A 23,917-nucleotide genomic window follows, 5' to 3' on the forward strand; every position below is an offset into this window, starting at 1 on the left:
CCGGCCGCGCTGGCCACAACTGGAATCCTCCTCTAGTAAAGGCGAATGTCCTCCACGATCGCGCGCAAGAAGGAGCGGAGCACGACGGCGACCACGCCATCGGCTCGCCCCTCATTGCTGCTGGCCTGGTATGACCGCCACCGCCGCCGATTGCCCTGGCGCGCGGCGCCCGGAGAGGCATCGGATCCTTACCGCGTCTGGCTATCGGAGATCATGCTGCAGCAGACCACAGTGAAGGCGGTCGGGCCCTATTTCGAAAAATTCGTCGCGCGTTGGCCTGACGTCACAGCATTGGGAAACGCCTCGCAGGATGACGTGCTGCGGATGTGGGCCGGGCTCGGCTATTACTCCCGCGCACGCAACCTCTATGCCTGCGCAATTGCCGTGGCGCGCGACCATGGCGGCGTCTTTCCCGATACGGAGGAGGGCCTGCGCGCGCTGCCGGGGATCGGGCCCTACACGGCGGCGGCGATCGCGGCGATCGCCTTCGACCGCCGCACCATGCCGGTCGATGGCAACATCGAGCGCGTGGTGTCGCGGCTGTTTGCGGTCGAAGAGGAGCTGCCGCAAGCGAAGCCGCGGATCCAGCAACTGGCGGCGACTCTGCTTGCCGATACGCGCGCCGGCGACAGCGCACAGGCGCTGATGGATCTCGGCGCCTCGATCTGCACCCCGAAGAAGCCGGCCTGCTCGCTGTGCCCGCTGAACGACGATTGCATCGCGCGCGCGCAAGGCACGCAGGAGAGCTTTCCGCGCAAGGCGCCGAAGAAGAGCGGCACGTTGCGGCGCGGCGCCGCCTTCGTCGTCACCCGCGGCGGCGAGCTGCTCGTGCGCTCGAGGCCCGAAAAGGGTCTGCTCGGCGGCATGACGGAAGTGCCCGGCTCGGACTGGCTTGCCGGCCAGGATGATGCAACCGCAAAGCAGCAGGCACCGAAGCTGAAGGGTTTGTCGCGCTGGCAGCGCAAAGTGGGTGTCGTCACCCACGTCTTCACCCATTTTCCGCTCGAGCTCGTGGTCTATACGGCGAAGGCGGAGGCGGGCACGAGTACGCCTGACGGCATGCGCTGGGTGCCGACCGCGACTCTTGCCGGAGAAGCGCTGCCCAACGTCATGCGCAAGGTCATTGCGCACGCGCTGGACCTTTGATCAGGCCATCCTCCTGACAGCACGCTGGCAGCAGCGCTGGGCTAGGGAATTGCGAAACGGAGCTGCCAATGGTCAAGACCGCACTCGACAACTTTCCACGGCCGCCCTGCGCCGAACTGCTCGGCTGGCGCCTGCTCGATGCCCGTCCGGAGGAGGGCTGGATCAAGCTCGCCTTCGAGGGCAAGCCGGAGTTCTGCAATCCGGCGGGCTTCATCCAGGGTGGCATGCTCTCGGCCATGCTCGACGACACCATGGGCCCGGCGGTGCTGGTGATGAGCGAGGGCCGGCTCTACACCACGACCATCAGCATGACCGTGAATTTCCTCTGCCCCGCAAGGCCCGGACCGATCGTCGGCGAGGCCAAGGTGACGCAGCTCGGCAAGACCATTGCGTTCGTCGAGGGCAAGCTGATGGCGGAGGACGGCACGGTGCTGGCGACGGCAAGCGCGAGCGAGCGATTGCTGGAGGCGGCGAGGGTGGTCAAGTAAGCAGCTCGCCGCACATTCCTCTTCCCTTCTCCCTTCATGTCCGCCGAAGCCTTGGCCAGCGGAACTGCCCTCTCCCGCAAGCGGCGAGGCACATCAACGCGCACCGCTTCGAGAGCATCACGTCCCGGACAGCCGTGCGTCCTTGCTGACGATCGGTGGCTTGGCGTTCAGCGCCTCCACCTGGAATCCCGCGACGCGCTTGTAGTTCGCGGCGATGTCCTCCAGCTCCTGCTGCGACAGCACGTCGGTCACGACCTTATACCCGTCGGGCGCGCGCTCCTCGACCAGCTGCATCACCTGCTCCGGGCCGTTCTTGCGGTTGAGCAGGACGAGGTCGGTGGTCGCGGGCCGGCGCTCGGCCTCATAGGCGAGCAGCGCCGCCGTCGTTGGTCCATGTGCGAGAATCTCGCGGGTGATGGTGCGGGCATCGAGGATCGCCTGCGAGGCGCCATTCGATCCGATCGGGTACATCGGGTGCGCGGCATCGCCCATCAGCGTGACCTTGCCGAAGGTCCATTGCGAGACCGGATCGCGGTCCACCAGCGGATATTCATAGGCGTGCGGACAGTTCTTGATCAGGCCGGGCACGTCGAGCCAGTCAAACTGCCAGCTCTCGAACCAGGGCAGAAACTCCTCCAGCCGCGCGGTGCGGTTATAATCCTCACGCCGCCACTGATAGGTCGGCGGCATGTGGCGCTCGGCGACCCAGTTGATCAAATGGTTGCCGGACGCGTCCGGGGTCTTGCTGATCGGATAGCAGACGAATTTCAGGATCTCGTGGCCGGCCATGATCATGGTGCGGCCGGTGAGGAAGGCTTTTGCCGGCGTGACGCCGCGCCAGAGGATGCGGCCGTTCCAGATCGGCGGGCCCTCATTAGGATAGAGCTTTTCGCGCGCGGCGGAATGGATGCCGTCGGCGGCGATCAGGATCGCGCCGTCATACGTCCCCGCGGCCTTGCCGGTTGCCCTGTCGATGAAGTCGGCGCGGATGCCCTCGGCCGTCTCGGTCCAGCCGGTCAGATGGTGGCTGGTGAGGATGTTGTCGCGGCCGAGCCGCTCGACCGCGGTGTCGAGCAGGAGCTGCTGCAGGGTGCCGCGATGGATCGAGAATTGCGGCCATTTGTAGCCGGCTTCCAACCCGCGCGGCTCGCTCCAGATCGGTTTGCCGTGCTTGGAGAAATAGGCGAGTTCGTGCGTCCGCACGCCGGCGGCGTCCAACTTGTCCATCAGGCCGAGCTCGATCAGCTCGCGCACCGCATGCGGCAGCACGTTGATGCCGACGCCGAGCGGCTTCAGCTCAGTGACGCTCTCGAACACTTTTACGGGAACGCCGATTCCGTGCAGGCTGAGCGCAAGCGTCAGCCCGCCGATGCCGCCACCGGCGATGAGTACCGTCATGACAAATTCCCCCTCCGATCGACGCGTCTTCGCATGGCCGGGCGGCGGTGGGCAACTGCGAAGAGGTCGCCTATGGACGGCGCGGCGAGGGGCCGTTAACCTCTGCTTTTCCTCATGAGGTCCACCATGCTCAAGCTCTACTACGCCACCGGCACCTGCGCGCTCGCCACCTACGTCACGCTGGAGGAGGCCGGCGCCGATTACACGGCCGAACGGCTGAGCTTCAAGGACAACCAGCAGACCAGCCCGGACTATCTCGCGATCAACCCGAAGGGCCGCGTGCCGGCGCTGGTGACCGATCGCGGGGTCCTCACCGAGACGCCGGCGATGCTGGCTTACCTCGCGCAGACGTTTCCGAAGGCGAAGCTCGCGCCGCTCGACGATCCCTTCGACTTCGCCCAGGTGCAGTCGTTCAACTCCTATCTCTGCTCGACCGTGCACATCAACCATGCCCACAAGATGCGCGGCGCGCGCTGGGCGACGCAGGAAAGCTCGTTCGCCGACATGAAGGCGATGGTCCCGAAGACCATGGCGGCCTGCTTTTCTCTGATCGAGCAGAAGATGTTTCGGGGCCCCTGGGTGATGGGCGATCAGTTCACGATCTGCGATCCCTACCTCTACACACTCTCGACCTGGCTCGAAGGCGACAGCGTCGACATCAACGCGACGCCGAAGATTGCCGATCACTTCAAGCGCATGTCCGACCGTCCCGCGGTGGCAAAGGTGATGGCCGCGCAGAAGGCGTAGAACATCGGGAACGTAGGGTGGGTTAGCCGCGCGACTGCGCGGAGCGCTGTCACGCGGCGTAACCCACCTCTTTGGTTTCCACTGAGACAGAAGTGGTGGGTTACGCCCAGCGGACTGCGCTTCGCGCAGCCGCAGGGCTAACCCACCCTACGAAGTTACGAAGCCTTTCGCTTCTCCAATTCCCGTCCCGTCTCCAGCATCAGCCGCCGCAGCCAGATCGAGCCGGGGTCCATCTGCGCGCGGGTCGGATGGAACATGAACTGCTCGTCGATCCCAGGGTCGAGCGGCGGCGTCACCGTGACGAGGCCGAGCTGCTTCGACAGCGCGGCGATCAGCCGGCGCGGCACGAAGGCGACGAGGTCGGTACGGGCGGCGACGTGCAGCGCTTCGAGATAGCCTGACACGACCAGCGAAATATGCCGTTCGATGCCCTTGGCGCGCAGCCATGTGTCGATCAGATCCTCGGGCTGGCCGCGGATGACCACGCCGACATGGCGTGCGGCCAGGAACGTCTCCCGCCGCTTCAGCTTGGCGCCGATGGGATGGCCGCGCCGCACCGCCAGCGCGTCACGGTCGATGTAGAGCAGCTGGCGGTGAAAGCCTTTGAACGCGTTGCCGATCGAGATCACGAGATCGATGGTGCGGGCGAATTCGGCGTGGAAGATCGCAGGTCCCCGCCACGGCACGATGTCGACGCGGACGTTGGGCGCAAGACGCGTTACCTTCTCCATCAGCGGCGGCATCAACAGCTCGACCGCCAGGTCCGGCATCATCAGGCGGAATTGCCGCTCGCTGCGCGCGGCGTCGAAATCCTCGGGCACGAACAGCCCGCGCACCTGGTCGAGCGCCTGGGCCAGTGGTGCGCGCAGCGCCTGAGCTCGTGGCGTCAGCTCCATCCGCGCGCCGGTTCGCACCAAGAGCGGATCGCCGAAGATGTCGCGTAGGCGCTGCAGCGCGTGGCTCGCCGCCGGCTGCGACAGGCCGATCCGAAGCGCGGCCCGACTGACATTGGCCTCACGCAGCAGCGCGTCGAGGGCGGTCAGCAGGTTGAGGTCGAGCGAATTCAAATTCATGAGGTGAATATATATCATATTCGCTATCGATTTGAAGAATGACGATGTCGCGGCGATGATGTTCGTGTTGCCAACAACGGAGATGCCGCCATGAGCGCTGCCGCCAACAAGAAACTGCTGCAGGATATTTTCGCCGCCGCCGCCAATCCCGATCCGGCCGCGCGCGACCGCGCCCTGTTCACCACGAGCTTAGCCGAGGATGCCAGATGGGTCGTGACCGGCCAATATTCCTGGTCCCGCACCTTTGCGGGCAAGGAGGCGATCCTCAACGATCTGCACGGCTATGTACGCACCCGTCTGCGCGACCGCACGCGCACGGTCGCGCACCGTTTCATCGCCGACGGCGACATCGTCGTGGTGGAAGCCAAGGGCGACAACGTCACGCCTGAAGGCGTGCGCTACGACAACGACTATTGCCTGGTGTTTCGTATCGAGGACGGCAAGATCAAGGAAATCCGCGAATATTGCGACTCGATCCTGACCGAGAAGGCGCTGGGCCCGTTTCCACAAACGGCCGCGCGCGCCGCGGGCTGACGGCTTGAGCGCGATCTGGCCTGCCAACGGGCGGTGCCCATCCCGATTTGCACGGGTCGCGTCGGTCTGGCGAACGCTGGCGGAGATTGTCCGGACCCGACGGCAGCGCTCTCGCCAACGCTGCCAACTCGCCGCCATGAGCGAGCGGGAGCTTCAGGACTGCGGGATGACTCGTTCGGAAATCGAGTATGAGCTGAAGATGCCCACCCGGCGAAGATGACAATCGAGAGGGAGGGAAATTGCGAGCAGGACACCGGCAGACAAGCCCGCATCAGGGCGCCCCCATGCAGGCAGCTGCATGGGGGCGCGCGCCTCGCGCATAGACCTAGCAACTGGCTATAAAATCAGCAGATTTTATCCGCGCCAGTTTGGCGCGCGCGAAAAATGGGAAGGTTCAATTAACGAGTGTCCCCCATTGTGTCGCAGTGCAGCGTGGGTCGCAAAGACGCGCGGCTGCCAGGGTGGCCGTGACGATTTGCCGGAATTGTTCGGCCGCTCGAAGTGAAATGCATCTGGGTGGACAGTGGGAATGCCGAAGTTTCGTTTGCGGATCAGGGGACGCCTGTACGCAGGCTTCATGGCCTTGGTCGTGGTTGGACTTGTGATGGCAGTGGTTGCCGTCTGGAATTTGCGGGCGGTGCAGGATCAGGTCGCAAGACAATCCGCGCTTTCGGACAGCACGGCGCGGGTCTTGGAGATATCGACCCATCTTCAGGCGATCCAGCGGGCCAATCTGCGTTACGTCTACGACGCCGATGAGTCCGCGATGAAGGAGGCGCAAGAGCGGGAAACGGCGGCGATCGAGCTGTTGCGGGTCGGCGCGAAGGGGACGCTTTCGGAGGAGCGGCGAGCGCTCTACAACGGCCTCGTCGAGGACATTGCCAAGATGCGACGCCTGCGTGACAACCTCGGAGACGCCGTCAACGAGGCGAGAACGGGCAAGGCGACGTTGCTGCCGAGCGGGGAGGAGCTGGCCGTCAAGATGGGCAAGCTGGTCGATGCGGCGCGCGCGGCCGTCGACGAAGACACCGCAGCCCTGGTCGCCGACCTCGAATCCAGGACCCTGCTTGTTCGCGTCGCAAACTGGCGTTTTCTGGCACTGCGCGACGCGCAGGGGCCTGCGAATTTCAGGGCGAGTGTGGACAGGGCAGCGCAACGGCTCGCGGCGATCGAGAAGAGCCCGCAGGCGGCCAATTTGCGAGCCACCCTTGCGCCGGTGAAGACCTCGCTCGGAATCTACAAATCGGCGTTCGAGACGACATCCGCTGCGATGCTTCAGGCCGACGAGATCTATCACAAGAACCTCGCGCCCCTCATCGTCGACAGCATTGGCAGGCTCAAGGCCGCGGAAACGACCCTGAAGAAGGACTATCAGGACTCGCGCAGCCAGGCCGAAGCCGTGATCGCCAGCACGACGACTGTTCAGGAGATCGCAGGCGGGCTTGCCATCGTGTTCGGCGGCATCGTCGCCTTCCTGATCGCCCGCAGCATCGTCGGTCCCCTGGCCTCGATGACGCGCGCGATGGGGCAGCTTGCCGGCGGCAATCTCGAGATCGAGATCCCCGGCCGCGGTAAGGCCGACGAGATCGGCGACATGGCCAAGGCGATCGAGGTGTTCAAGGACAACATGATCGACACCGAGCGCATGCGCGCCGAGCAGAGCGAGCTCGAGGCGCGGCAGGCGGAAGGTCGCAAGAAGGACATGGTCAGGCTCGCCGACCAGTTCGAGCAGGCGGTCGGCGAGATCGTCGACACCGTGTCGTCGGCATCGAGCCAACTCGAAGCCTCCGCCGGCACCTTGACCGCGACGGCCTCGCGCGCCCGGGACCTGTCGACCGAGGTGGCCTCCGCATCCCAGGAAGCCACCGCGAATGTCCAGGCGGTCGCCACCGCGACCGAGGAACTGTCATCCTCGGTCGGCGAGATCGCGCGCCAGGTGCAGGAATCTGCCCGCATCGCGGTCGACGCCGTCGGTCAGGCGAGCCGAACCAACGACCGCGTCGGCGAGCTCTCCAAGGCCGCGGCCCGGATCGGCGACGTCGTCGAGCTGATCAGCACCATTGCCGGTCAGACCAACCTCCTCGCACTCAATGCCACCATCGAGGCGGCACGTGCGGGCGATGCCGGCCGCGGCTTCGCCGTCGTCGCCACCGAGGTCAAGGCGCTCGCCGAGCAGACTGCGAAGGCGACCGGCGAGATCGGCCAGCAGATCGCGAACATCCAGGCGGCTACCGAGCAATCGGTCGGCGCCATCAGGGAGATCAGCGGCACCATCGAGCGGTTGTCGGAGATCTCCTCTGCGGTCGCCGCTGCGGTGGAGCAGCAGGGGGCGGCCACGCAGGAGATCTCGCGTAACGTGCTGCAGGCCGCCCAGGGCACCCAGCGCGTCTCGACCAATATTGGCGACGTGCAGCGCGGGGCGTCCGAGACTGGCTCGGCCTCCTCGCAGGTGCTCTCGGCGGCGCGCTTGCTGTCGGCCGACAGCAACCGGTTGAAGCAGGAAGTTGCCAAGTTCCTGAACTCGGTCCACGCCGCCTGAGCTGAAAAGCAAAGGGCCACGCGCACGCGCGTGGCCCTTCATTGTGTTGTGGCGCGATCAGGCGACCTTGGTCGTCATGTGCTTGAACATGTTGGCGCGCGCCTCATCGTCCATCTCGGCCTTGAACGTGAATTTGTCCTTCAGGGCGATCGCGCGCGCCGCTGCCGGGCGCGCCGAGATCTCGTCCACCAGCCGCTTCACGTTCGGGTATCGCGCAAAGGCGTCGTCGCCGAGCTTGAACGGCACCATCCGCGCCCAGCCCCACAACGCCATGTCGACGATCGAATAGCTGTCGCCGACCATGGTGCGGCGGCCTTCGAGGTGGCTGTCGAGAATCCTGTAGTGGCGATCGGTCTCGTACTGGTAACGGTTATGGGCGTAGTCGTGGTTCTGATCCTTCGGCGCAAAATGCTTGAAGTGCACCGCCTGGCCCGAATACGGCCCGACCCCGGTGGCGATGAACATCAGCCATGACAGCATCTCGCCGCGCGCGCTGGCCGAGGGCAGGAACTTGCCGGTCTTTTCGGCGAGGTAGAGCAGGATGGCGTTCGAATCGAACACGATCGTCCCATTGTCGTCGATCGCCGGCACCTTGGCGTTCGGATTGACCTTCAGATAGTCCGCCGTGAATTGCTCGCCCGTGCGGGTGTCGATCTTCACCGGTTCGTAGGGCAGGCCGGACTCTTCGAGATAGAGCGCGACCTTGGTCGGGTTCGGCGATCCGTTGAAATAGAATTTGAGCATCACACATCTCCCCAGTGTTTCTTGCCAATGTCTCTTGCCAAGTGCGAACGCAGCGCCATCGCCGCGGGGTCGTCTTCTCTTGCCCGAACCTCCTTAGGGAGAGCAACCGGCGAGTTTGCCGGGCGGTATCTGCGCCCTGCGCAGATCAGCCGGCGTAACAAAGGCCGATCGCCGCCGTAATGACCATCGCCGCGCCGACCGCCTCCAGGCGCAGCCCGAGCCGCGTGGCGAGATGCATGTCGCCGGCCCGCGCCTTGCGCTCCGATCCGCGCGAATAGCCATGCACAATGACGTCGTGATTGAAATTGTCGTGAGCCTCGTTGCTGCTGGCGAGCCCGACACAGATCACGAGCACGCCGAACAGCGCGAGGCCGAAGAATCCGAGCAGGGCGATCAGGAACATCGGAAACATGCCGACCAGGAAGATCGGCAGCAGCGGCACCAACAGCAATGTCTCGGACTGTCGTCGCATGGGACTAGGCCGGCCAGGACGGGGCTGATGGGACGAATCTAATCCTGGATGTCGCCCCATTCAAGGTGCCGTAGGCGCCGTAGGGTGGGCAAAGCGAAGCGTGCCCACGATCTCCGTGCAATCCGGAAAGATTGGTGGGCACGGCGCAAGAGCGCCTTTGCCCACCCTACGAGGGCGGTGAGATCGGAAGCGACTACTCCGCCGCCATGCCCGCGCGGATTTCGGCGCGCAGCTCGTCGATCAGCTTGAGACCCTTCTTGGTCTCGATGTGCCAGAACGTCCAGCCATTGCAGGCTTGCGCGCCTTGGGCCACCGCACCGATGCGGTGGATCGAGCCGACCTTGTCGCCGAACATGATGGCGCCGTCGGCACGCACCAATGCGCCGAGCTTCTTCTTGGCGTCAAACAGCTTCGTGCCGGGCATGATCATGCCGCGCTCGATCAGTTCGGAGAACGCGACCCGCGGCGCTTCACGCGCGGTCATGAACGGGGCGAGGCTTGCCTCCGGCAGCGGCTCGACCGCGGCGATGCGCGCCTCGGCGGCCTTGGCATAGATCTTGTCGCGCTCGAAGCCGATATAGGAGCGGCCGAGGCGTTTTGCGACCGCACCGGTGGTGCCGGTGCCGTTGAACGGATCGATCACGAGATCGCCGGGCTTGGACGAGGACAGCAGCACGCGCGCGAGCAGGCCTTCCGGCTTCTGCGTCGGATGCACTTTCTTGCCGTCGGCGCCCTTGAGGCGCTCCTCGCCGGTGCAGAGCGGGATCAGCCAGTCGGAACGCGCCTGCACGTCCTCGTTGGCGGCCTTCAGCGCCTCGTAATTGAACGTGTAGCCCCTGGCCTTTTCATCGCGCGCGGCCCAGATCATGGTCTCGTGCGCGTTGGTGAAGCGGCGGCCGCGGAAATTCGGCATCGGGTTCGACTTGCGCCAGACGATGTCGTTCAGGAGCCAGAAGCCGAGGTCCTGCATGATCGCGCCGACGCGGAAGATGTTGTGATAGGAGCCGATCACCCAGATCGTCGCCGACGGCTTCATCGCGCGGCGGGCAGCAAGCAGCCAGGCGCGGGTGAAATCGTCATAGGCGGAGAACGAATCGAACTTGTCCCAATCGTCGTCGACGGCATCGACATGGGATTCGTCGGGGCGCTTGAGATCGCCCTTGAGCTGGAGATTGTAGGGCGGATCGGCGAACACGAGATCGACCGAACCAGCCTGAAGCTTCGACATCTCGGCGACGCAATCGCCGAGGATGATGCGATGCGACGGAGACTCGAAATTTGTGCGGGGCGCCCTTGCAGACGCCCCGCGACGCGACTCTACCATGACTCAAGAACTCTGACTCAGGCGACGCTGTCGGCGACGCGGGACCAAACAACCGACTGACCGTTACATTGAAGCGGCAAAGTAAAAATCGACTTAACCCGCCGCTTTCGTGAGCAGGCCTCGCGTCGCGGTTTGCACGTGCGTTGTCGTGCGCATTCGCCGTGTTTTACAGTGTGTTTCGTAATTCCCGGCGTCGCGGGAGAAGCTCCGGCTGCAAAAAAGCTCCAAAATTCTCTCGGAAAAAATTGCTCGACCCTCGGAAAAAATTGCTGGCATCGGCATGTTGCCGCACTAGGCAATTTTTGCCGGCCACGATATTGATAAAGGCAACGGAAATTTTACGTATGTGGCGCGTTGAGCCTTGGTGTTCTTGCGCCCACGAGAATCAAGGCCCCGGACATCGGGGACTCCAAAGGGAATGCCGCCATGCGTTACGATGACTTCCGCCGCAGCGACGACATCGAGGATCGTCGCGACGATGGTGGCGGCGGCGGTGGAGGGGGCGGGTTCGGCCTGCCGATGGGCGGCGGCGGGCTCGGCATCGGCACCATCATCGTGCTTGGCCTCGTCGGCTACGCTTTCGGCATCGATCCGCGCATCCTGATCGGCGGCGCCGAGATTCTCACCGGCGGCGGCCATGCACCGACCTACCAGACCGATCGCCAGGCGTCCTCGGGCAAGCGCGGCGCGCCGACCGACGAGATGGGCAGCATGATCTCCGGCATTCTCGGCGAAATCGACGACCGCTGGAGCGAGATCTTCCAGGCCTCGGGCCAGTCCTACACCGGTCCGAAGATCGTGTTGTTCCGGAACGCCACCAATGGCGGACGCTGCGGCATGGCGCAATCGGCGATGGGCCCGTTCTATTGTCCGCCGGACCGCACCATCTTCCTCGACACCGGCTTCTTCCGCGAGGTCGAGACGCGCTTCCGCGGCTGCTCCGGCAAGTCGGCGTGCAATTTCACCACGGCCTACATCATCGCGCATGAAGCCGGCCATCACATCCAGAACCTGCTCGGCATCATTCCGCGGGTGACGCGGCTGCAGCAGCAGGCCGGCTCGAAGGCGGAGGCGAATGCGCTCCAGGTGAAGGTCGAGTTGCAGGCCGACTGCCTGTCCGGCGTCTGGGTCAATCGCGAGGCGAAGAAGCGTCCGAACTTCCTCGAGCCCGGCGACATCGACGCCGCGCTGACCACGGCCAGTGCGATCGGCGACGATACGTTGCAGCGTCAGGCCACCGGACGGGTGGTTCCTGACTCCTTCACCCATGGCTCGGCCGCGCAACGCAAGCAATGGTTCATGACCGGCTACCAGCAGGGCACGGTCCAGGCCTGCAACACGTTCGGCGCCGGGGCGTTGTAACGAAGGTTCGTGCCCCGGACGCAGCGCGAATTATGATGCGCGATTGCGCATTTCGGAATCCGGGAGTAGTGCCGTCATCCTGAGGTGCTCGCCTCTTCGGCGAGCCTCGAAGGATGGCGGAGCCCGTGGTTCATCCTTCGAGGCTTGCCCTGCGGTGCGCTTGCACCGCACGGCGCGCACCTCAGGATGACGGTGGTGGGTGTTGAGAGAAGGGTGCAGCGCTATGGCCTCTATCGACGAATCCAAACAGTTCATCCCGCTCAACATCGCGGTGCTCACCGTGTCAGACACGCGCGTCCTCGCGGATGACAAGTCGGGCCAGACGCTGACCGACCGCCTGCTGGCGGCCGGCCATCATCTCGCCGCGCGCGAGATCGTCACTGACGACGTCGAAGCGATCCGCGCCGTGATCCGGCGCTGGATCGCAGATAGCGGCATCGACGTCGTCATCACCACCGGCGGCACCGGCTTCACCGGGCGCGACGTCACGCCGGAGGCGATCGAACCGCTGTTCGAGAAGCGCATGGACGGTTTCTCGATCGCATTCCACATGTTGAGCCACGCCAAGATCGGGACGTCGACGATCCAGAGCCGCGCCACAGCGGGCGTCGCGGCTGCCACCTATATCTTCTGCCTGCCAGGCTCTCCCGGCGCCTGCCGCGACGGCTGGGATGGCATCCTTGCAGCCCAGCTCGACTACCGCACGCGGCCCTGCAATTTCGTCGAGATCATGCCGCGGCTGGACGAGCATCTGCGAAGGCCGAAGGCGCAGGGCGCGACGGTCTAAGGACGGATCGTTCTCGCAAGTCTCGCCGCATCATCAGTATCGTAGGGTGGGCAAAGCGAAGCGTGCCCACGATCTCTGTCCGCAATGCAGGGTCCGTGGGCACGGCGCTTATGCGCCTTTGCCCACCCTACGATTCCTTACCAATAGCGACAGCGCTACAGATCCCGCTCCCACGTCTCGCCAATCAGATCCTGACCGAAGCTGTGGTGCTTCTCTTCCTTCACGAGCTTGAAGCCTGCACTCTTATAGATGCCGCGCGCGGCGACCAGGATGCTTTGCGTCCACAACGTCATCTTGCTGTAGCCCCGCTCGTGGGCACCCTGAATGCATTGTTCGACCAGCGCGCGGCCGACGCCGAGGCCCCGCGCTTTCTTCTCGACCTGCAACAGGCGCAGCTTGGCGATCTCGTCGGTGGCCTTGACCAGAAAGATCGAGCCGACCGGCTCGCCCCCGACTTCGGCGATCCAGCAGTGCTCGCGCGCGGGGTCGTAATTCTTGATGAACTGCGCGCAGATCTCGGCGACCAGCGCCTCGTAGCTGATGTCCCAGTTGTAGTCCGCGGCATAGGCGGCGGCCTGTCGGGAGATGACCCAGCCCATGTCGCCGACGCGATGGCTGCGCAGCATGAAAGAAGCGGGCTGGCTTCGACGTTGCTCCAGCACGGCCTCGATGGTCGCCATGGCGTGCGTGAGCCGCGTCGCATCGCTGGCCGAAAGCGGAGCCAGCATTGCGCCGACTTCGTTTTGCGAACTCAAGTTCAGCTTGGCGTAGGTCTGGCGGCCCTTGGCGGTGAGGCTGAGCTGGTATTGCCTGCGATCGGCGGGCAGGGGGCGTCGCGTGATCAGCCCTTTCTCGTCGAAGTTTTGGACGATGCGGCTGAGATAGCCAGGGTCGAGACCAAGCTCGAGTCCGATCTGTTTTGCCGCCAGGTCGTCGCGATGCGCGAGTTCATAGAGCACCCGGGCCTCGCTGAGCGAAAACGGGGTCTTTCCAAGGTGCTGGTCGAGCACACCGAGCTTGCGGGTGTAGAAGCGGTTGAAGGCGCGGACCGCTGCGATTTGATCGTCGGCGACCGGTTCGGCTGCAGGGGTTGATGGCGAAGACTGGGATGGCATGGGACACCTCGATATTTGCCATTGTCAATTAATTATTTGACGTTGGCAAGTATCAGGTGGCGTCAGCCGGCCATGACGATGCGGCTGCGCAACATGGTCCGGGACGAGCGGCCGAGCCGCCGGAGCAGCCGCGCCTCGGAACGGCGAGCCTGCGGCGGGTAACCGCCGATCCGGTCGTAATGGTCTCGCGCGATCAAAAGTCCCTGATCGCTGAGCGGTCCGACAAGCTTGCGCACCACGGCGCGGATGATGTCGCGCAATCCGGTATCGGTGTAAGGGGCGCGCGCATAGCGGAACACCGCAGCACGGTCCCGTCCGCTGGTCGCGACGGCCTGGATGAACTGGGTGGTTTCCTCGATCCAACCGGTTTCCAGCACGGCGCCCGCGGGCAGGAACATCAGCCACGGCGAGCGGGCCTGGAGTGCGCCGGCCGCGAGTGCGGCACCTTGCGAGGGTCCCTCGAAGCCGATGAAACGGCAGCCTGCAACATCGGCAACGCGCTCGATGACGCCGTTGCGGGTGCCGTCGACCAGGAGCACCTCACTGATGATTCCGGCGGTGGCGCCGGGGACCAGCGCGGCGAGAGTCGCCACCGCTGTCTGCTCGACGCCTTCGGTCGGAATGATGACGCTCAGCATGATTGAGGCTTCAATGTCCGCACTTCGGGAGAAGCGTAGCTCGTTATGATGTTGTCATAAACACGTGGCGTTGCCGAGCGCAACTTTCTCGCGGGCCTTCGGCGTGCGATGGTAAACTGCAGCAGCTATCCCAGCCAAATGTGTCATGGGCCGGCTTGCAAGGTTGCCAAATGTTTCGGCACAAGCTCATCCCGAGCGGGTTAACCCGTAGTTTCACGGCAGCATCGCGCGGCGCGCGGGCAGTTGGCTCATGCAAGGAGGATGCGCCTTGCAGGAAAGGTCGAACGGGAAATGTGTGACTTTGGTGCCAGCGGAGGCTTCACATGAACGCCGATCGACTCTCCGTTGGTACGGCGCCAACATCGCCGAAGCAGGCGGTTGCGCCGACCTTGCGGATCCGGGCGCTGATGCTGGGTGACCGCATCAATGCCTCCGGCTTGGAGATCGGCACGCTGGTCTCGTCCACCCCGGCCGCCTTCCGCGTTCATGCCGGTCTTGCCGTGATCTTCCGCTACGGCGTCGTGGTGCTGATCGGCCTGCTCCCTTCGGAGGAGAAGGTTCTGGTCGACAACTTGAAGTCACGCGTGACCGGAGAGTTCAGTCCCTTTGAGGAGGAGATCGCGCACGCGCAGCTTTGCAACGATGAGGCCGCCGAGGCGATCCAGCCGGGCGGGCCGATCTGCCTCGCCAAATTCTCCGACGACCGGCTGTTGCTGGTTGCGGATGCGCTCGCCAAGAGCACGTCGCTGGCGCGCGACGAACGTCGCGTCGCCGCGGTCTTCGATGTGATCGAGCCCTTTGCGCGGCAGCTCGCCGAACGCGGCCGCACGCCGCGCCGGCGCCGGGGTATCCTGCAACTGATCGGCAATGCACTGCTGGTGCAGCAGCGCGTCGCCGGCCGCGTCGCGATCGCCGAGAAGCCCGACGTGCTCTGGGAGAAGCCCGAGCTCGACCGGCTCTATTCCCGTCTCGAAGACGAATACGAATTGAAGGAGCGCCTCGACACGCTCGAACGCAAGCTCACCGCGGTGTCGGAGACCGCCAACGCGCTCGCCGACATCATCGACACCCAGCGCTCGCTGCGCCTCGAGATCGCGGTGGTGGTGCTGATCGTGATCGAGGTCGCGATCGGGTGTTTCCAGATATGGTCGGGCACGCATTAGGACCGAGAGCGGGCGATTTCTCCGCGGTTCGGACATCGTAGGGTGGGCAAAGGCGCTCTTGCGCCGTGCCCACCACCTGTCGCCGCCGGAGAAAGATCGTGGGCACGGCGCTTTGCGCCTTTGCCCACCCTACGATATTGTTTCTGTAGCTCGTAGCACCGCCATGCAATGCCGCGCGATCGTCAGCTCTTCATTGGTCGGAATGACGAGCACATCGACGGCGCTGTCGCTGCCGTTGATCCGCTCGCGCGCGCCATCGTTCGCAGCCGCATCGATCCGCACACCGAGCCAGCCGAGCCGTTCGCCGATCCCGCTGCGGATCTCCTTGGCATGCTCGCCGATGCCGCCGGTGAAGACCAGACAGTCCAGTCCTTCAAGTGTGGTCGCCATTATCGCGATCTGCTGTGCCGCACGGAAGACAAACAGATCAACCGCCTCTCGCGCAGCAACCTCGCTGCTCGCCAGCAGCGTGCGCATGTCCGCGGAGAGGCCGGAAACGCCGAGGAGGCCAGACTCGTGATAGAGCAGGTGCTGGACATCCTCGACCGACATGTTCTCGTGTTGTTGCAGATAGAGCAGGACGCCGGGATCGATCGTGCCTGAGCGCGTGCCCATCACGAGGCCGTCGAGCGGCGTCAGTCCCATCGTGGTGTCGATGCTGCGGCCGTCGCGCAGCGCACACAGGCTGGCGCCGTTGCCGAGATGCGCGACGACGGTGCGCTTGGCCGCGAGCTCGGGCGCGATCTCGGCCAGGCGCCCCGCGACATATTCGAAGGAGAGGCCGTGAAAGCCGTAACGCCGGACGCCGCGCTCCTCGAAACGCCTCGGAATCGCGAAGCGGCTCGCGGGCGGCGCGAAGCCGTGGTGGAAGGCCGTGTCGAAACAGGCGATCTGCGTCAGCGCCGGCCGGATCGCCGTGAACGTGCGAATCGGCGCGAGGCATCGTGGCTGGTGCAGCGGTGCCAGCGGCGTCAATGCCTCCAGCTTTGCGATCACGTCGTCCGTCAGTGCGACCGGGCCTGAATAATCCGGCCCGCCGTGAACGATGCGGTGGCCGACGGCGCGCAGGCTGCGTTCGCCGAACCGATCCTCGATGAAGGCGAGCATTTCGGCGAACAGATGGCCGCCGTCCGCATCCGCGGCTTCCCTTTGCGTCTCGAACAGGTCGTCACCCGCGGGGCTCCTCACCACGAGCCCAGGCTTTGCCTCATGCTCGTCGAGCAGGCCCTTGCAGAGCAGGCTGGGCTCAGTCGCCGCGATATCGAACAGGCCAAACTTGATGCTCGACGATCCCGAGTTGAGGACGAGGACCGTGTCCGACATGGCTAGTTGCCGGCTTCCGCGGGGGTATTGCCGCCGGAACTGTTGGGCCAGACCCAGTCGCGGATCTCCGGCATGTCCTCGCCGTGCTCCCTCACATAGCGCGAATGCTCGATCAGCTTGTCACGGAATTGCTGCTTGGCCTGCGCGGCCCTGGCCGCGAGCCCGGGCACGCGTTCGATCGCTTCGATCGCGAGGTGGTAGCGGTCGAGCTCATTGAGCACGACCATGTCGAACGGCGTCGTCGTGGTGCCTTCCTCGGCAAAGCCGCGCACATGCATGCCGGCATGGTTGGTGCGGTTATAGGTCAGCCGGTGAATCAGGTAGGGATAGCCGTGATAGGCAAAGATGACGGGCTTGTCCGATGTGAACAGGCTATCGAAGTCGCGGTCCGAAAGACCATGCGGATGCTGCGCCTTCGGTTGTAGCGTCATGAGATCGACGACGTTGACGACGCGGATCTTCAGGTTCGGCAGCGCCTTGCGCAAGAGGTCGACGGCGGCGAGCGTCTCCAGCGTCGGTACGTCGCCGGCGCAGGCCATGACCACGTCGGGCTCCTGGCCCACATCTTCCGTCCCCGCCCAGGTCCAGATGCCGATGCCGGCAGCGCAATGGGTGGCTGCTTCCTGCATCGAGAGCCATTGCGGCGCCGGCTGCTTGCCGGCGACGATCACGTTGATGCGGTTGTAGGTGCGCAGGCAGTGGTCGGCGATCCACAGCAGCGTGTTGGCATCAGGCGGGAAGTAGATGCGGACGATGTCGGCCTTCTTGTTGGCGACGAGATCGACGAAGCCGGGGTCCTGATGGCTGAAGCCGTTATGGTCCTGGCGCCAGACATGCGAGGTCAGGAGATAGTTGAGCGAGGCGATCGGGCGCCGCCACGGCAGCTCGCGCGTCACCTTCAGCCATTTGGCGTGCTGGTTGAACATGGAATCGACGATGTGGATGAAGGCCTCGTAACACGAGAAGAAGCCGTGCCGGCCGGTGAGCAGATAGCCTTCGAGCCAACCCTGGCAGAGATGCTCGCTCAGCACCTCCATCACGCGGCCGTCCTGCGCGAGATCCACGTCGTCAGGTTCGATCGGCTCCATCCAGACCCGTTCGGTCGCCTCGAACACCGCGTCCAGGCGGTTTGATGCGGTCTCGTCCGGGCCCATGATGCGGAAGTTGCGCTCCTTCGCGTTGAGGCGGATGACATCGCGCAAAAATTTGCCGAGCTCGCGCGTTGCTTCGGCCACGACGCCGCCGGGCCGCGGCACTTCGATGGCGAAGTTGCGGAAGTCCGGCAGCTTCAACTCTTTCTTCAGGAGGCCGCCATTGGCATGCGGATTGGCGCCCATGCGGCGGGGGCCTTCGGGCGCGAGCGCCTGAAGCTCGGGGATGAGGGCCCCGCTCGCGTCGAACAGTTTTTCCGGCTCGTAGCTGCGCATCCAGTCTTCGAGCACTTTGAGATGCGCCGGATTTTCACGGCAGCCTGCGACGGGGACCTGATGCGCGCGCCAAAAGCCCTCGACCTTCTTGCCGTCGACCTGTTTTGGACCGGTCCAACCCTTTGGGCTGCGCAGCACGATCATCGGCCAGCGCGGGCGCTCGACGCTTTCGCGCCCGTCCCGTGCGTGCTGCTGGATCGAGCGGATGCTGGCGAGCGCGACGTCGAGTGCATCCGCCATGGCCTGGTGCATCAATTTGGGATCATCACCCTCAACGAACAGCGGCTCGTGGCCGAACCCGCGGAAGAGATCGCGGATCTCCTCGTCGCGCATCCGCCCGAGCACGGTCGGGTTGGCGATCTTGTAGCCGTTCAGATGCAGGATCGGCAGCACCGCGCCGTCATGGGCGGGATTCAGGAACTTGTTGGAGTGCCAGGACGCGGCGAGCGGACCGGTCTCGGCCTCGCCGTCGCCGACCACGCAGGCGACGATCAAATCAGGATTGTCGAAGGCGGCGCCATAAGCATGCACCAGCGCGTAACCGAGCTCGCCGCCTTCGTGGATCGAGCCCGGCGTTTCCGGCGCCGCATGGCTCGGAATGCCGCCGGGGAAGGAGAACTGCCTGAACAGCTTGCGCATTCCGTCCGCATCGCGCGCGATGTCGGGATAGATCTCGCTGTAGCTGCCTTCCAGATAGGTGTTGGCGACCATGCCCGGCCCGCCATGGCCGGGGCCGCAGACATAGATCACGTCGAGGTCCAGTGCGCGAATGACGCGGTTCAGATGTGCGTAGATGAAGTTCAGGCCGGGCGTTGTGCCCCAATGGCCGAGCAGACGCGGCTTGATGTGCTCGGGCCGCAAGGGCTCGCGCAGCAGCGGATTGTCGAGCAGGTAAATTTGCCCGACGGAGAGGTAGTTTGCGGCGCGCCAGTAGCGATCGAGCAGATTGAGGTCGCCGCTCGCAGCGGCTGTTTTTTGTTGGATTGTCATATTCCTGCGCACCTTCACCCAGCGATCGTCATCAACCCGGTTCCGGCGAGATCGATCCGTCGGTCATGAAACGGGATAGTGGTGACGCCGGTGTTGCGGGAGGCCAAAGGCGGGCGCGCGAAGTCTGGGCAGCTCTACTTTGCATGGGGTTGTTTTCGAGTTTTTTGTTTGTGTTCTTGATTTGTTCCTTTGGCGTGCTATCTTGGCTGCATGAGTCCAGCAGCATCCTCTCACGCTCTCAAGCACCCGCCGGTCAAGGCGCCCTCCGAGCCGGCGGGTGCGGACTCTGATTTTCCAGCCGGTTTTCCAGAGCTCGGCGTCGCCATCGACCGCGCGCGCCGGCGAGGGCGGGGGGCCCAGTCCAATGCCAGCGGCCGTTACGAGGCCGAGGCGCGCGTCGCTTTCGACGACGGCTGGCAGAGCCTGGAAGAGCTGCCGCCGTTCAAGACCAGTGTCGGCGTCGATACCTCGCGCAAGGTGATCACCCGCAACGATTCCCCCGATATCGGCTTCGACCGCTCGATCAATCCCTATCGCGGTTGCGAGCACGGCTGCGTCTACTGCTTCGCGCGGCCGACCCATGCCTATCTCGGCCTGTCGCCGGGGCTCGATTTCGAATCGAAGCTGTTTGTGAAACCTGAGGCGCCAGCGCTGCTCGAGAAGGAGCTTGCCGCCACCGGCTACGAGCCCCGGATGATCGCGATCGGAACCAACACCGATCCCTACCAGCCGATCGAACGCGAGCGGAAGATCATGCGCGGCATCCTCGAAGTTCTGGAGCGTGCCGGCCATCCCGTCGGCATCGTCACCAAGTCGGCGCTGGTTGTGCGCGACATCGACATTCTCGCGCGGATGGCCAAGCGCAACCTCGCCAAGGTCGCGATCTCCGTCACCTCGCTCGATCCAAAACTGGCGCGCAGCATGGAGCCGCGGGCCTCGACGCCGCCGAAGCGGCTGGAGGCGCTGAAGCAGCTCTCGGATGCCGGCATTCCCACCACGGTGATGGTCGCGCCCGTGATCCCAGCGCTGAACGATTCCGAGATCGAGCGCATTCTCGATGCCGCCGCCCATGCCGGCGTCAAGGAAGCCTCCTATGTGCTGCTGCGGCTGCCGCTGGAGGTGCGCGATCTCTTCCGCGAATGGCTGATGGCCAACTATCCTGATCGCTATCGCCACGTCTTCACCCTGATCCGCGACATGCGCGGCGGGCGCGACTACGATGCGAAATGGGGCGAGCGGATGAAGGGCACGGGACCGATGGCCTGGACCATCGGCCGCCGTTTCGAGATCGCCTGCGACAGGCTCGGCCTGAACAAACGGCGCTCGAAGCTGACGACGGATCACTTTGCGCGGCCGAAGCGGAACGGCGATCAGCTGAGCCTGTTCTGATCGGAGTGGAAGAGGCGCAGCATGCCCAGGGAACTCACAGCGCCGGTGCCGCGGCTCACGGTCATCACGATCGGCGTCAGCGATATCCGTGCCAGCATCGCCTTTTACGACGCGCTCGGTTTCCAGCGCCGGCTGAAGGCGACCGGCGAAGCGGTCGCGTTCTACGATACCGGCGGTCCGGTGCTCGCGCTGTTTCCGTGGGATCAGCTCGCGGCGGACGCCGCGTTGCCGGACCAGCCGAGGCCATCGACCTTTCGCGGCATGACGCTCGCCTGGAACTGTCGCGCGCGTGATGAGGTCGACGCGGTGCTGGCGTTCGCGCTCGGCAAGGGCGCGAAGCTGATGAAAGCCGCACACGAGACCGATTACGGCGGCTATTCCGGCTATTTCGCCGACCCCGATGGCCACCCCTGGGAGGTCGTGGTCGCGCCCGGCATCGAGGTCGGCGAGGACCGGCGGGTGCATCTGACGGAATAGAGCGGGCCTGAATAACGGGAATAGTCTGGGGTTCCCGGTTGCGCGGGCCAGTCCTGCGTGCGCACGATCCCGCCCATGATTCGGGACAAGTCCGCTACGAAGTCAGCCAAAGACGCGCCTAAGAAGGCTGCTGCGAACAAAGCAGCCTCCGCCAAAGCGGCTGCGGCCAAAGCAACGGCCGCTCCCGCCGGCAAGAAAGGCATCATTGCCGTCACGCCCCCGAGCTTCCGCCGCGAGCGCGCGCTGATCAAGCGCGGCGTCTGGCCCGTCGCCGGCTGCGACGAGGCCGGCCGCGGGCCGCTGGCAGGTCCAGTGGTGGCGGCCGCGGTCATTCTCGATCCCAACCGCATCCCGCGCGGCATCGATGATTCCAAGCGCCTGACGGCCGAGGAACGCGAAAGGCTGTTCGACAAGATCTGTGCGACCGCGCAGGTCTCCGTCGTCGTCGCTTCGCCCGCGCGAATCGATCGCGACAACATCTTGCGCGCCTCATTGTGGGCGCTGAAGCGCGCCGTGGTGGCGCTGCCGGAGACGCCGAGGCACGTCTTCGTCGACGGCCGCGACCGGCTCGACACGGAATGCGACTGTGAGGCCGTGATCGGCGGCGACGGCATCGTTGTGTCGATCGCCGCGGCCTCCATCATCGCCAAGGTGACGCGTGACCGGCTGATGTGCGCGCTGGCCCAGGACTGTCCCGGCTACGGCTTCGAGCAGCACAAGGGCTATGCTGTCCCCGAGCATCTCGACGCCCTCGACCGCCTCGGCCCCTCCGTCCACCACCGCCGCTTCTTCGCGCCGGTCGCCGCCGCCCGGGCCAAGCACATGCCCTGGACCGTCGAGCCGGTGCAGGACCTGTTTGCGGTGACCGAGGTCGAGGTGCAGGTGGATGCCAGCGTCGAGATCGACGCCTCGGCAAATCTTTAAGGCTTAGCGCTGCTGCCCCTATATCGTCATGGCCGGGCTTGACCCGGCCGCCTTACGGACGGCGCGAAGAACGTGGATGCCCGGGCCTTCGCCGCGCCGAAGCGGCTTCGGCCGCGCAGGCGGGACAAGCCCGGGCATGACGAGCAAACCGTCGTTGCCACGACGCGCAGCGCCCATTATCAAAACAGATATGAGCGAATAGGGCCGGCTGGACGGGTTGGCTGCATCTTTCGGGCGTTGCATGCGGTTTACCTCCCTGGTCATCGAGCTCATTCGCGCCCGGCCGCGGCTGATCGTCTGGATCGTCGTGCTGCTGCAGGCCGCGATGTGGCTGTTCGTGGCGCTGGTGTTCTACCGCAGCCCGCCCGGCAGCCTCGCGACGCTGCTGGCTTTCGGACGCGAATACCAGGTCGGCACTGATCTCGGCCCACCCTTGCCGGTCTGGCTCGCCGATATCGCCTATCGCGCCGCCGGCGGCCATATGTTCGGCGTCTATGTGCTGGCCGAGCTCTGCGAGATCGCGACCTTCATCGCGCTCTATCATCTGTCACGCGCCGTGGTTGGCTCGCAGCAGGCGGTGCTCGCCGTGCTCTTGACCATGACGGTGCTCGCCTTCTCCTCGTCAGCGCTCGATTTCGGCCCCCTCGTCCTTGCCCGGCCGCTCTGGGCGCTGCTGCTGCTGCACTCCTGGCAGATCATCGGCCAGCGCCGCGGTAATGCCTGGTTCGCCTGGTCGATCGAGGCCGGTCTCTTGTTGCTGACGACGCCCGCGGCCATTTTCCTGCTGCTGCTGCTCGCCGTGTTCGCGGTCTCGACCGCCGGCGGCCGCCGCACGCTGCGCGCGCTCGATCCGCTGTTTGCGCTGATCGTCGTGGCGGTGCTGGCGCTGCCCTATGCGGTCTGGCTGATGCGGGCCGGGACGCTTGCGATGCCGGCCCTGCCGCAAGTCGCGGAGCTCGGTGCCCGCGCCCTGCATGCGGCCTGGCTGCTCGGCGGCCTCGTGCTCGGGGCGGCCGCGATCCCGGCGCTGACCTTCCTCAACACCGGTCTGTTCGCCACCAAGGGCGAGGAGCCGCCGATCATCTTCCGGCCCCCGGTCGCGCCGCTCGCGCGCAACTTCGTCTATTTCTTCGCATTGGCGCCGACGCTCGGCGCGGTGCTGATCTCCGGCCTGCTCGGACTCGAATCCGTCGTCGGCGGCGCCGGCGCCGTGCTGGTCATGTCCGGGCTTGCCGTAGTGGTCGCGGCCGGGGATCTCATTGCGATGCGCCGCGCGCGGATGCTGCGCATGGTGTGGGCCGCCGCTGTCGTGGCGCCGGCCGCGGGCGTCGTGCTCGCCGTCCTGCTGCTGCCCTGGACCGGGACAAACGAGATCGCGACCTCGATGCCGGCGCGTGCGATCTCGGATTTCTTCGACGAGAGTTTTGCCCGGCGCACCAACCATCGGCTGCGCGCGGTTGCCGGCGAGACCCAGCTGGCAAGCCTGATCACGCTGCATTCCGGCCGGCCGCATCTGTTCATCGACGCCGCCCCCGCGCGGACGCCGTGGATGAACCAGACGAAATTCGCCGAGACCGGCGGCGTCGTGGTCTGGCGCGCCTCCGATACCGCCGGCACGCCGCCGCCGGAGATACTCAAGCGCTTTCCCGGCATCGTGCCAGAGGTGCCGCGCGCCTTCGAATGGCTGGTGACGGGTCGGCAGCAACTGCTGCGTATCGGCTGGGCCATCGTACGGCCGAAGGGGACGTAGCGACAAACGCAGAAATCGTAGGGTGGGCAAAGCGAAGCGTGCCCACCACCTCTATCGCTGCGCGGGAACGACTTGATGGTGGGCACGGCGCTTTGCGTCTTTGCCCA

The 23,917-nt window shown here is 65.1% G+C and carries 22 protein-coding genes; 13 read left to right on the forward strand and 9 right to left on the reverse strand.

The window, feature by feature from the left end; all coding sequences use genetic code 11:
- Nucleotides 1-45 precede the first annotated feature (45 nt).
- Both mutY and IVA79_RS28495 read left to right on the forward strand, forming a co-directional pair.
- A complete protein-coding gene (gene mutY, locus IVA79_RS28490; RefSeq protein ID WP_247559271.1) occupies nt 46-1,146 on the forward strand; it encodes an A/G-specific adenine glycosylase in 1,101 nt (366 codons plus the stop codon).
- 68 nt (nt 1,147-1,214) lie between these two features.
- Complete coding sequence (locus IVA79_RS28495; RefSeq protein WP_247559272.1) at nt 1,215-1,634, forward strand: PaaI family thioesterase; 420 nt, start codon at nt 1,215-1,217, stop codon at nt 1,632-1,634.
- Between the two features lie 117 nt (nt 1,635-1,751).
- On the opposite strand, the gene IVA79_RS28500 is transcribed toward IVA79_RS28495, so the two are convergent.
- A complete protein-coding gene (locus IVA79_RS28500; protein WP_247559273.1) occupies nt 1,752-3,032 on the reverse strand; it encodes a flavin-dependent oxidoreductase in 1,281 nt (426 codons plus the stop codon).
- A gap of 126 nt (nt 3,033-3,158) precedes the next feature.
- Between IVA79_RS28500 and IVA79_RS28505 the strand changes: the two genes are divergently transcribed.
- Nucleotides 3,159-3,779 carry a glutathione S-transferase family protein gene (locus IVA79_RS28505; RefSeq protein ID WP_247559274.1) on the forward strand — a complete coding sequence of 207 codons (621 nt, stop codon included), beginning with the start codon at nt 3,159-3,161 and terminating at the stop codon, nt 3,777-3,779.
- A 155-nt stretch (nt 3,780-3,934) separates the two neighbouring features.
- Here the strand turns inward: IVA79_RS28505 and IVA79_RS28510 are convergent, their stop codons facing one another.
- Nucleotides 3,935-4,852, reverse strand: coding sequence for a LysR family transcriptional regulator (locus tag IVA79_RS28510; RefSeq protein WP_247559275.1), 918 nt, complete (start codon nt 4,850-4,852; stop codon nt 3,935-3,937).
- Between the two features lie 90 nt (nt 4,853-4,942).
- On the opposite strand from IVA79_RS28510, the gene IVA79_RS28515 reads away from it, so the two are divergent.
- The 3 genes from IVA79_RS28515 to IVA79_RS28525 all read left to right on the forward strand — a co-directional run bounded on the left by IVA79_RS28515 (nt 4,943) and on the right by IVA79_RS28525 (nt 7,925).
- The gene (locus IVA79_RS28515; RefSeq protein ID WP_247559276.1) at nt 4,943-5,386 is read left to right on the forward strand and encodes a nuclear transport factor 2 family protein; all 444 of its coding nucleotides are present in this window, start codon (nt 4,943-4,945) and stop codon (nt 5,384-5,386) included.
- A 4-nt stretch (nt 5,387-5,390) separates the two neighbouring features.
- Entirely contained in the window at nt 5,391-5,606 is a 216-nt protein-coding gene (locus IVA79_RS28520; RefSeq protein ID WP_247559277.1) for a DUF1127 domain-containing protein, read from the forward strand.
- A gap of 309 nt (nt 5,607-5,915) precedes the next feature.
- Nucleotides 5,916-7,925 (forward strand): methyl-accepting chemotaxis protein, encoded by a 2,010-nt coding sequence (locus tag IVA79_RS28525; protein WP_247559278.1) that lies wholly within the window; start codon nt 5,916-5,918, stop codon nt 7,923-7,925.
- A 57-nt stretch (nt 7,926-7,982) separates the two neighbouring features.
- Here the strand turns inward: IVA79_RS28525 and IVA79_RS28530 are convergent, their stop codons facing one another.
- The 3 genes from IVA79_RS28530 to IVA79_RS28540 form a co-directional block, all read right to left on the reverse strand.
- Nucleotides 7,983-8,669 (reverse strand): glutathione S-transferase N-terminal domain-containing protein, encoded by a 687-nt coding sequence (locus IVA79_RS28530; protein ID WP_247559281.1) that lies wholly within the window; start codon nt 8,667-8,669, stop codon nt 7,983-7,985.
- Nucleotides 8,670-8,814: 145 nt separating this feature from the next.
- Entirely contained in the window at nt 8,815-9,141 is a 327-nt protein-coding gene (locus IVA79_RS28535) for a hypothetical protein (protein WP_247559283.1), read from the reverse strand.
- 193 nt (nt 9,142-9,334) lie between these two features.
- On the reverse strand, nt 9,335-10,465 hold the full coding sequence (locus tag IVA79_RS28540) for a site-specific DNA-methyltransferase (RefSeq protein WP_276577539.1): 1,131 nt from the start codon (nt 10,463-10,465) through the stop codon (nt 9,335-9,337).
- Nucleotides 10,466-10,891: 426 nt separating this feature from the next.
- On the opposite strand from IVA79_RS28540, the gene IVA79_RS28545 reads away from it, so the two are divergent.
- Nucleotides 10,892-11,827, forward strand: a complete 936-nt coding sequence (locus tag IVA79_RS28545; RefSeq protein WP_247559287.1) for a neutral zinc metallopeptidase — start codon at nt 10,892-10,894, stop codon at nt 11,825-11,827.
- A gap of 223 nt (nt 11,828-12,050) precedes the next feature.
- Complete coding sequence (gene moaB / locus IVA79_RS28550; protein ID WP_247559289.1) at nt 12,051-12,614, forward strand: molybdenum cofactor biosynthesis protein B; 564 nt, start codon at nt 12,051-12,053, stop codon at nt 12,612-12,614.
- Between the two features lie 155 nt (nt 12,615-12,769).
- On the opposite strand, the gene IVA79_RS28555 is transcribed toward moaB, so the two are convergent.
- A complete protein-coding gene (locus IVA79_RS28555; protein WP_247559292.1) occupies nt 12,770-13,729 on the reverse strand; it encodes a bifunctional helix-turn-helix transcriptional regulator/GNAT family N-acetyltransferase in 960 nt (319 codons plus the stop codon).
- Nucleotides 13,730-13,791: 62 nt separating this feature from the next.
- On the reverse strand, nt 13,792-14,367 hold the full coding sequence (locus tag IVA79_RS28560) for a glycosyl transferase (RefSeq protein ID WP_247559295.1): 576 nt from the start codon (nt 14,365-14,367) through the stop codon (nt 13,792-13,794).
- A gap of 323 nt (nt 14,368-14,690) precedes the next feature.
- On the opposite strand from IVA79_RS28560, the gene IVA79_RS28565 reads away from it, so the two are divergent.
- Entirely contained in the window at nt 14,691-15,530 is an 840-nt protein-coding gene (locus tag IVA79_RS28565; protein WP_247559297.1) for an RMD1 family protein, read from the forward strand.
- Nucleotides 15,531-15,659: 129 nt separating this feature from the next.
- On the opposite strand, the gene IVA79_RS28570 is transcribed toward IVA79_RS28565, so the two are convergent.
- Both IVA79_RS28570 and IVA79_RS28575 read right to left on the reverse strand, forming a co-directional pair.
- Nucleotides 15,660-16,853 (reverse strand): acetate/propionate family kinase, encoded by a 1,194-nt coding sequence (locus IVA79_RS28570; protein WP_247559299.1) that lies wholly within the window; start codon nt 16,851-16,853, stop codon nt 15,660-15,662.
- 2 nt (nt 16,854-16,855) lie between these two features.
- A complete protein-coding gene (locus tag IVA79_RS28575) occupies nt 16,856-19,270 on the reverse strand; it encodes a phosphoketolase family protein (protein ID WP_247559301.1) in 2,415 nt (804 codons plus the stop codon).
- A 210-nt stretch (nt 19,271-19,480) separates the two neighbouring features.
- Between IVA79_RS28575 and IVA79_RS28580 the strand changes: the two genes are divergently transcribed.
- From IVA79_RS28580 to IVA79_RS28595, 4 genes are all read left to right on the forward strand, one after another.
- Nucleotides 19,481-20,659, forward strand: a complete 1,179-nt coding sequence (locus IVA79_RS28580; protein ID WP_247559303.1) for a PA0069 family radical SAM protein — start codon at nt 19,481-19,483, stop codon at nt 20,657-20,659.
- Between the two features lie 21 nt (nt 20,660-20,680).
- Nucleotides 20,681-21,136, forward strand: a complete 456-nt coding sequence (locus tag IVA79_RS28585; protein WP_247559305.1) for a VOC family protein — start codon at nt 20,681-20,683, stop codon at nt 21,134-21,136.
- A gap of 75 nt (nt 21,137-21,211) precedes the next feature.
- Entirely contained in the window at nt 21,212-22,060 is an 849-nt protein-coding gene (locus IVA79_RS28590) for a ribonuclease HII (RefSeq protein WP_247559307.1), read from the forward strand.
- A gap of 241 nt (nt 22,061-22,301) precedes the next feature.
- Nucleotides 22,302-23,810, forward strand: a complete 1,509-nt coding sequence (locus IVA79_RS28595) for a glycosyltransferase family 39 protein (RefSeq protein ID WP_247559309.1) — start codon at nt 22,302-22,304, stop codon at nt 23,808-23,810.
- Nucleotides 23,811-23,917: the final 107 nt, after the last annotated feature.

It is taken from the genome of Bradyrhizobium sp. 138, from assembly GCF_023074075.1.
Lineage (GTDB): Bacteria > Pseudomonadota > Alphaproteobacteria > Rhizobiales > Xanthobacteraceae > Bradyrhizobium.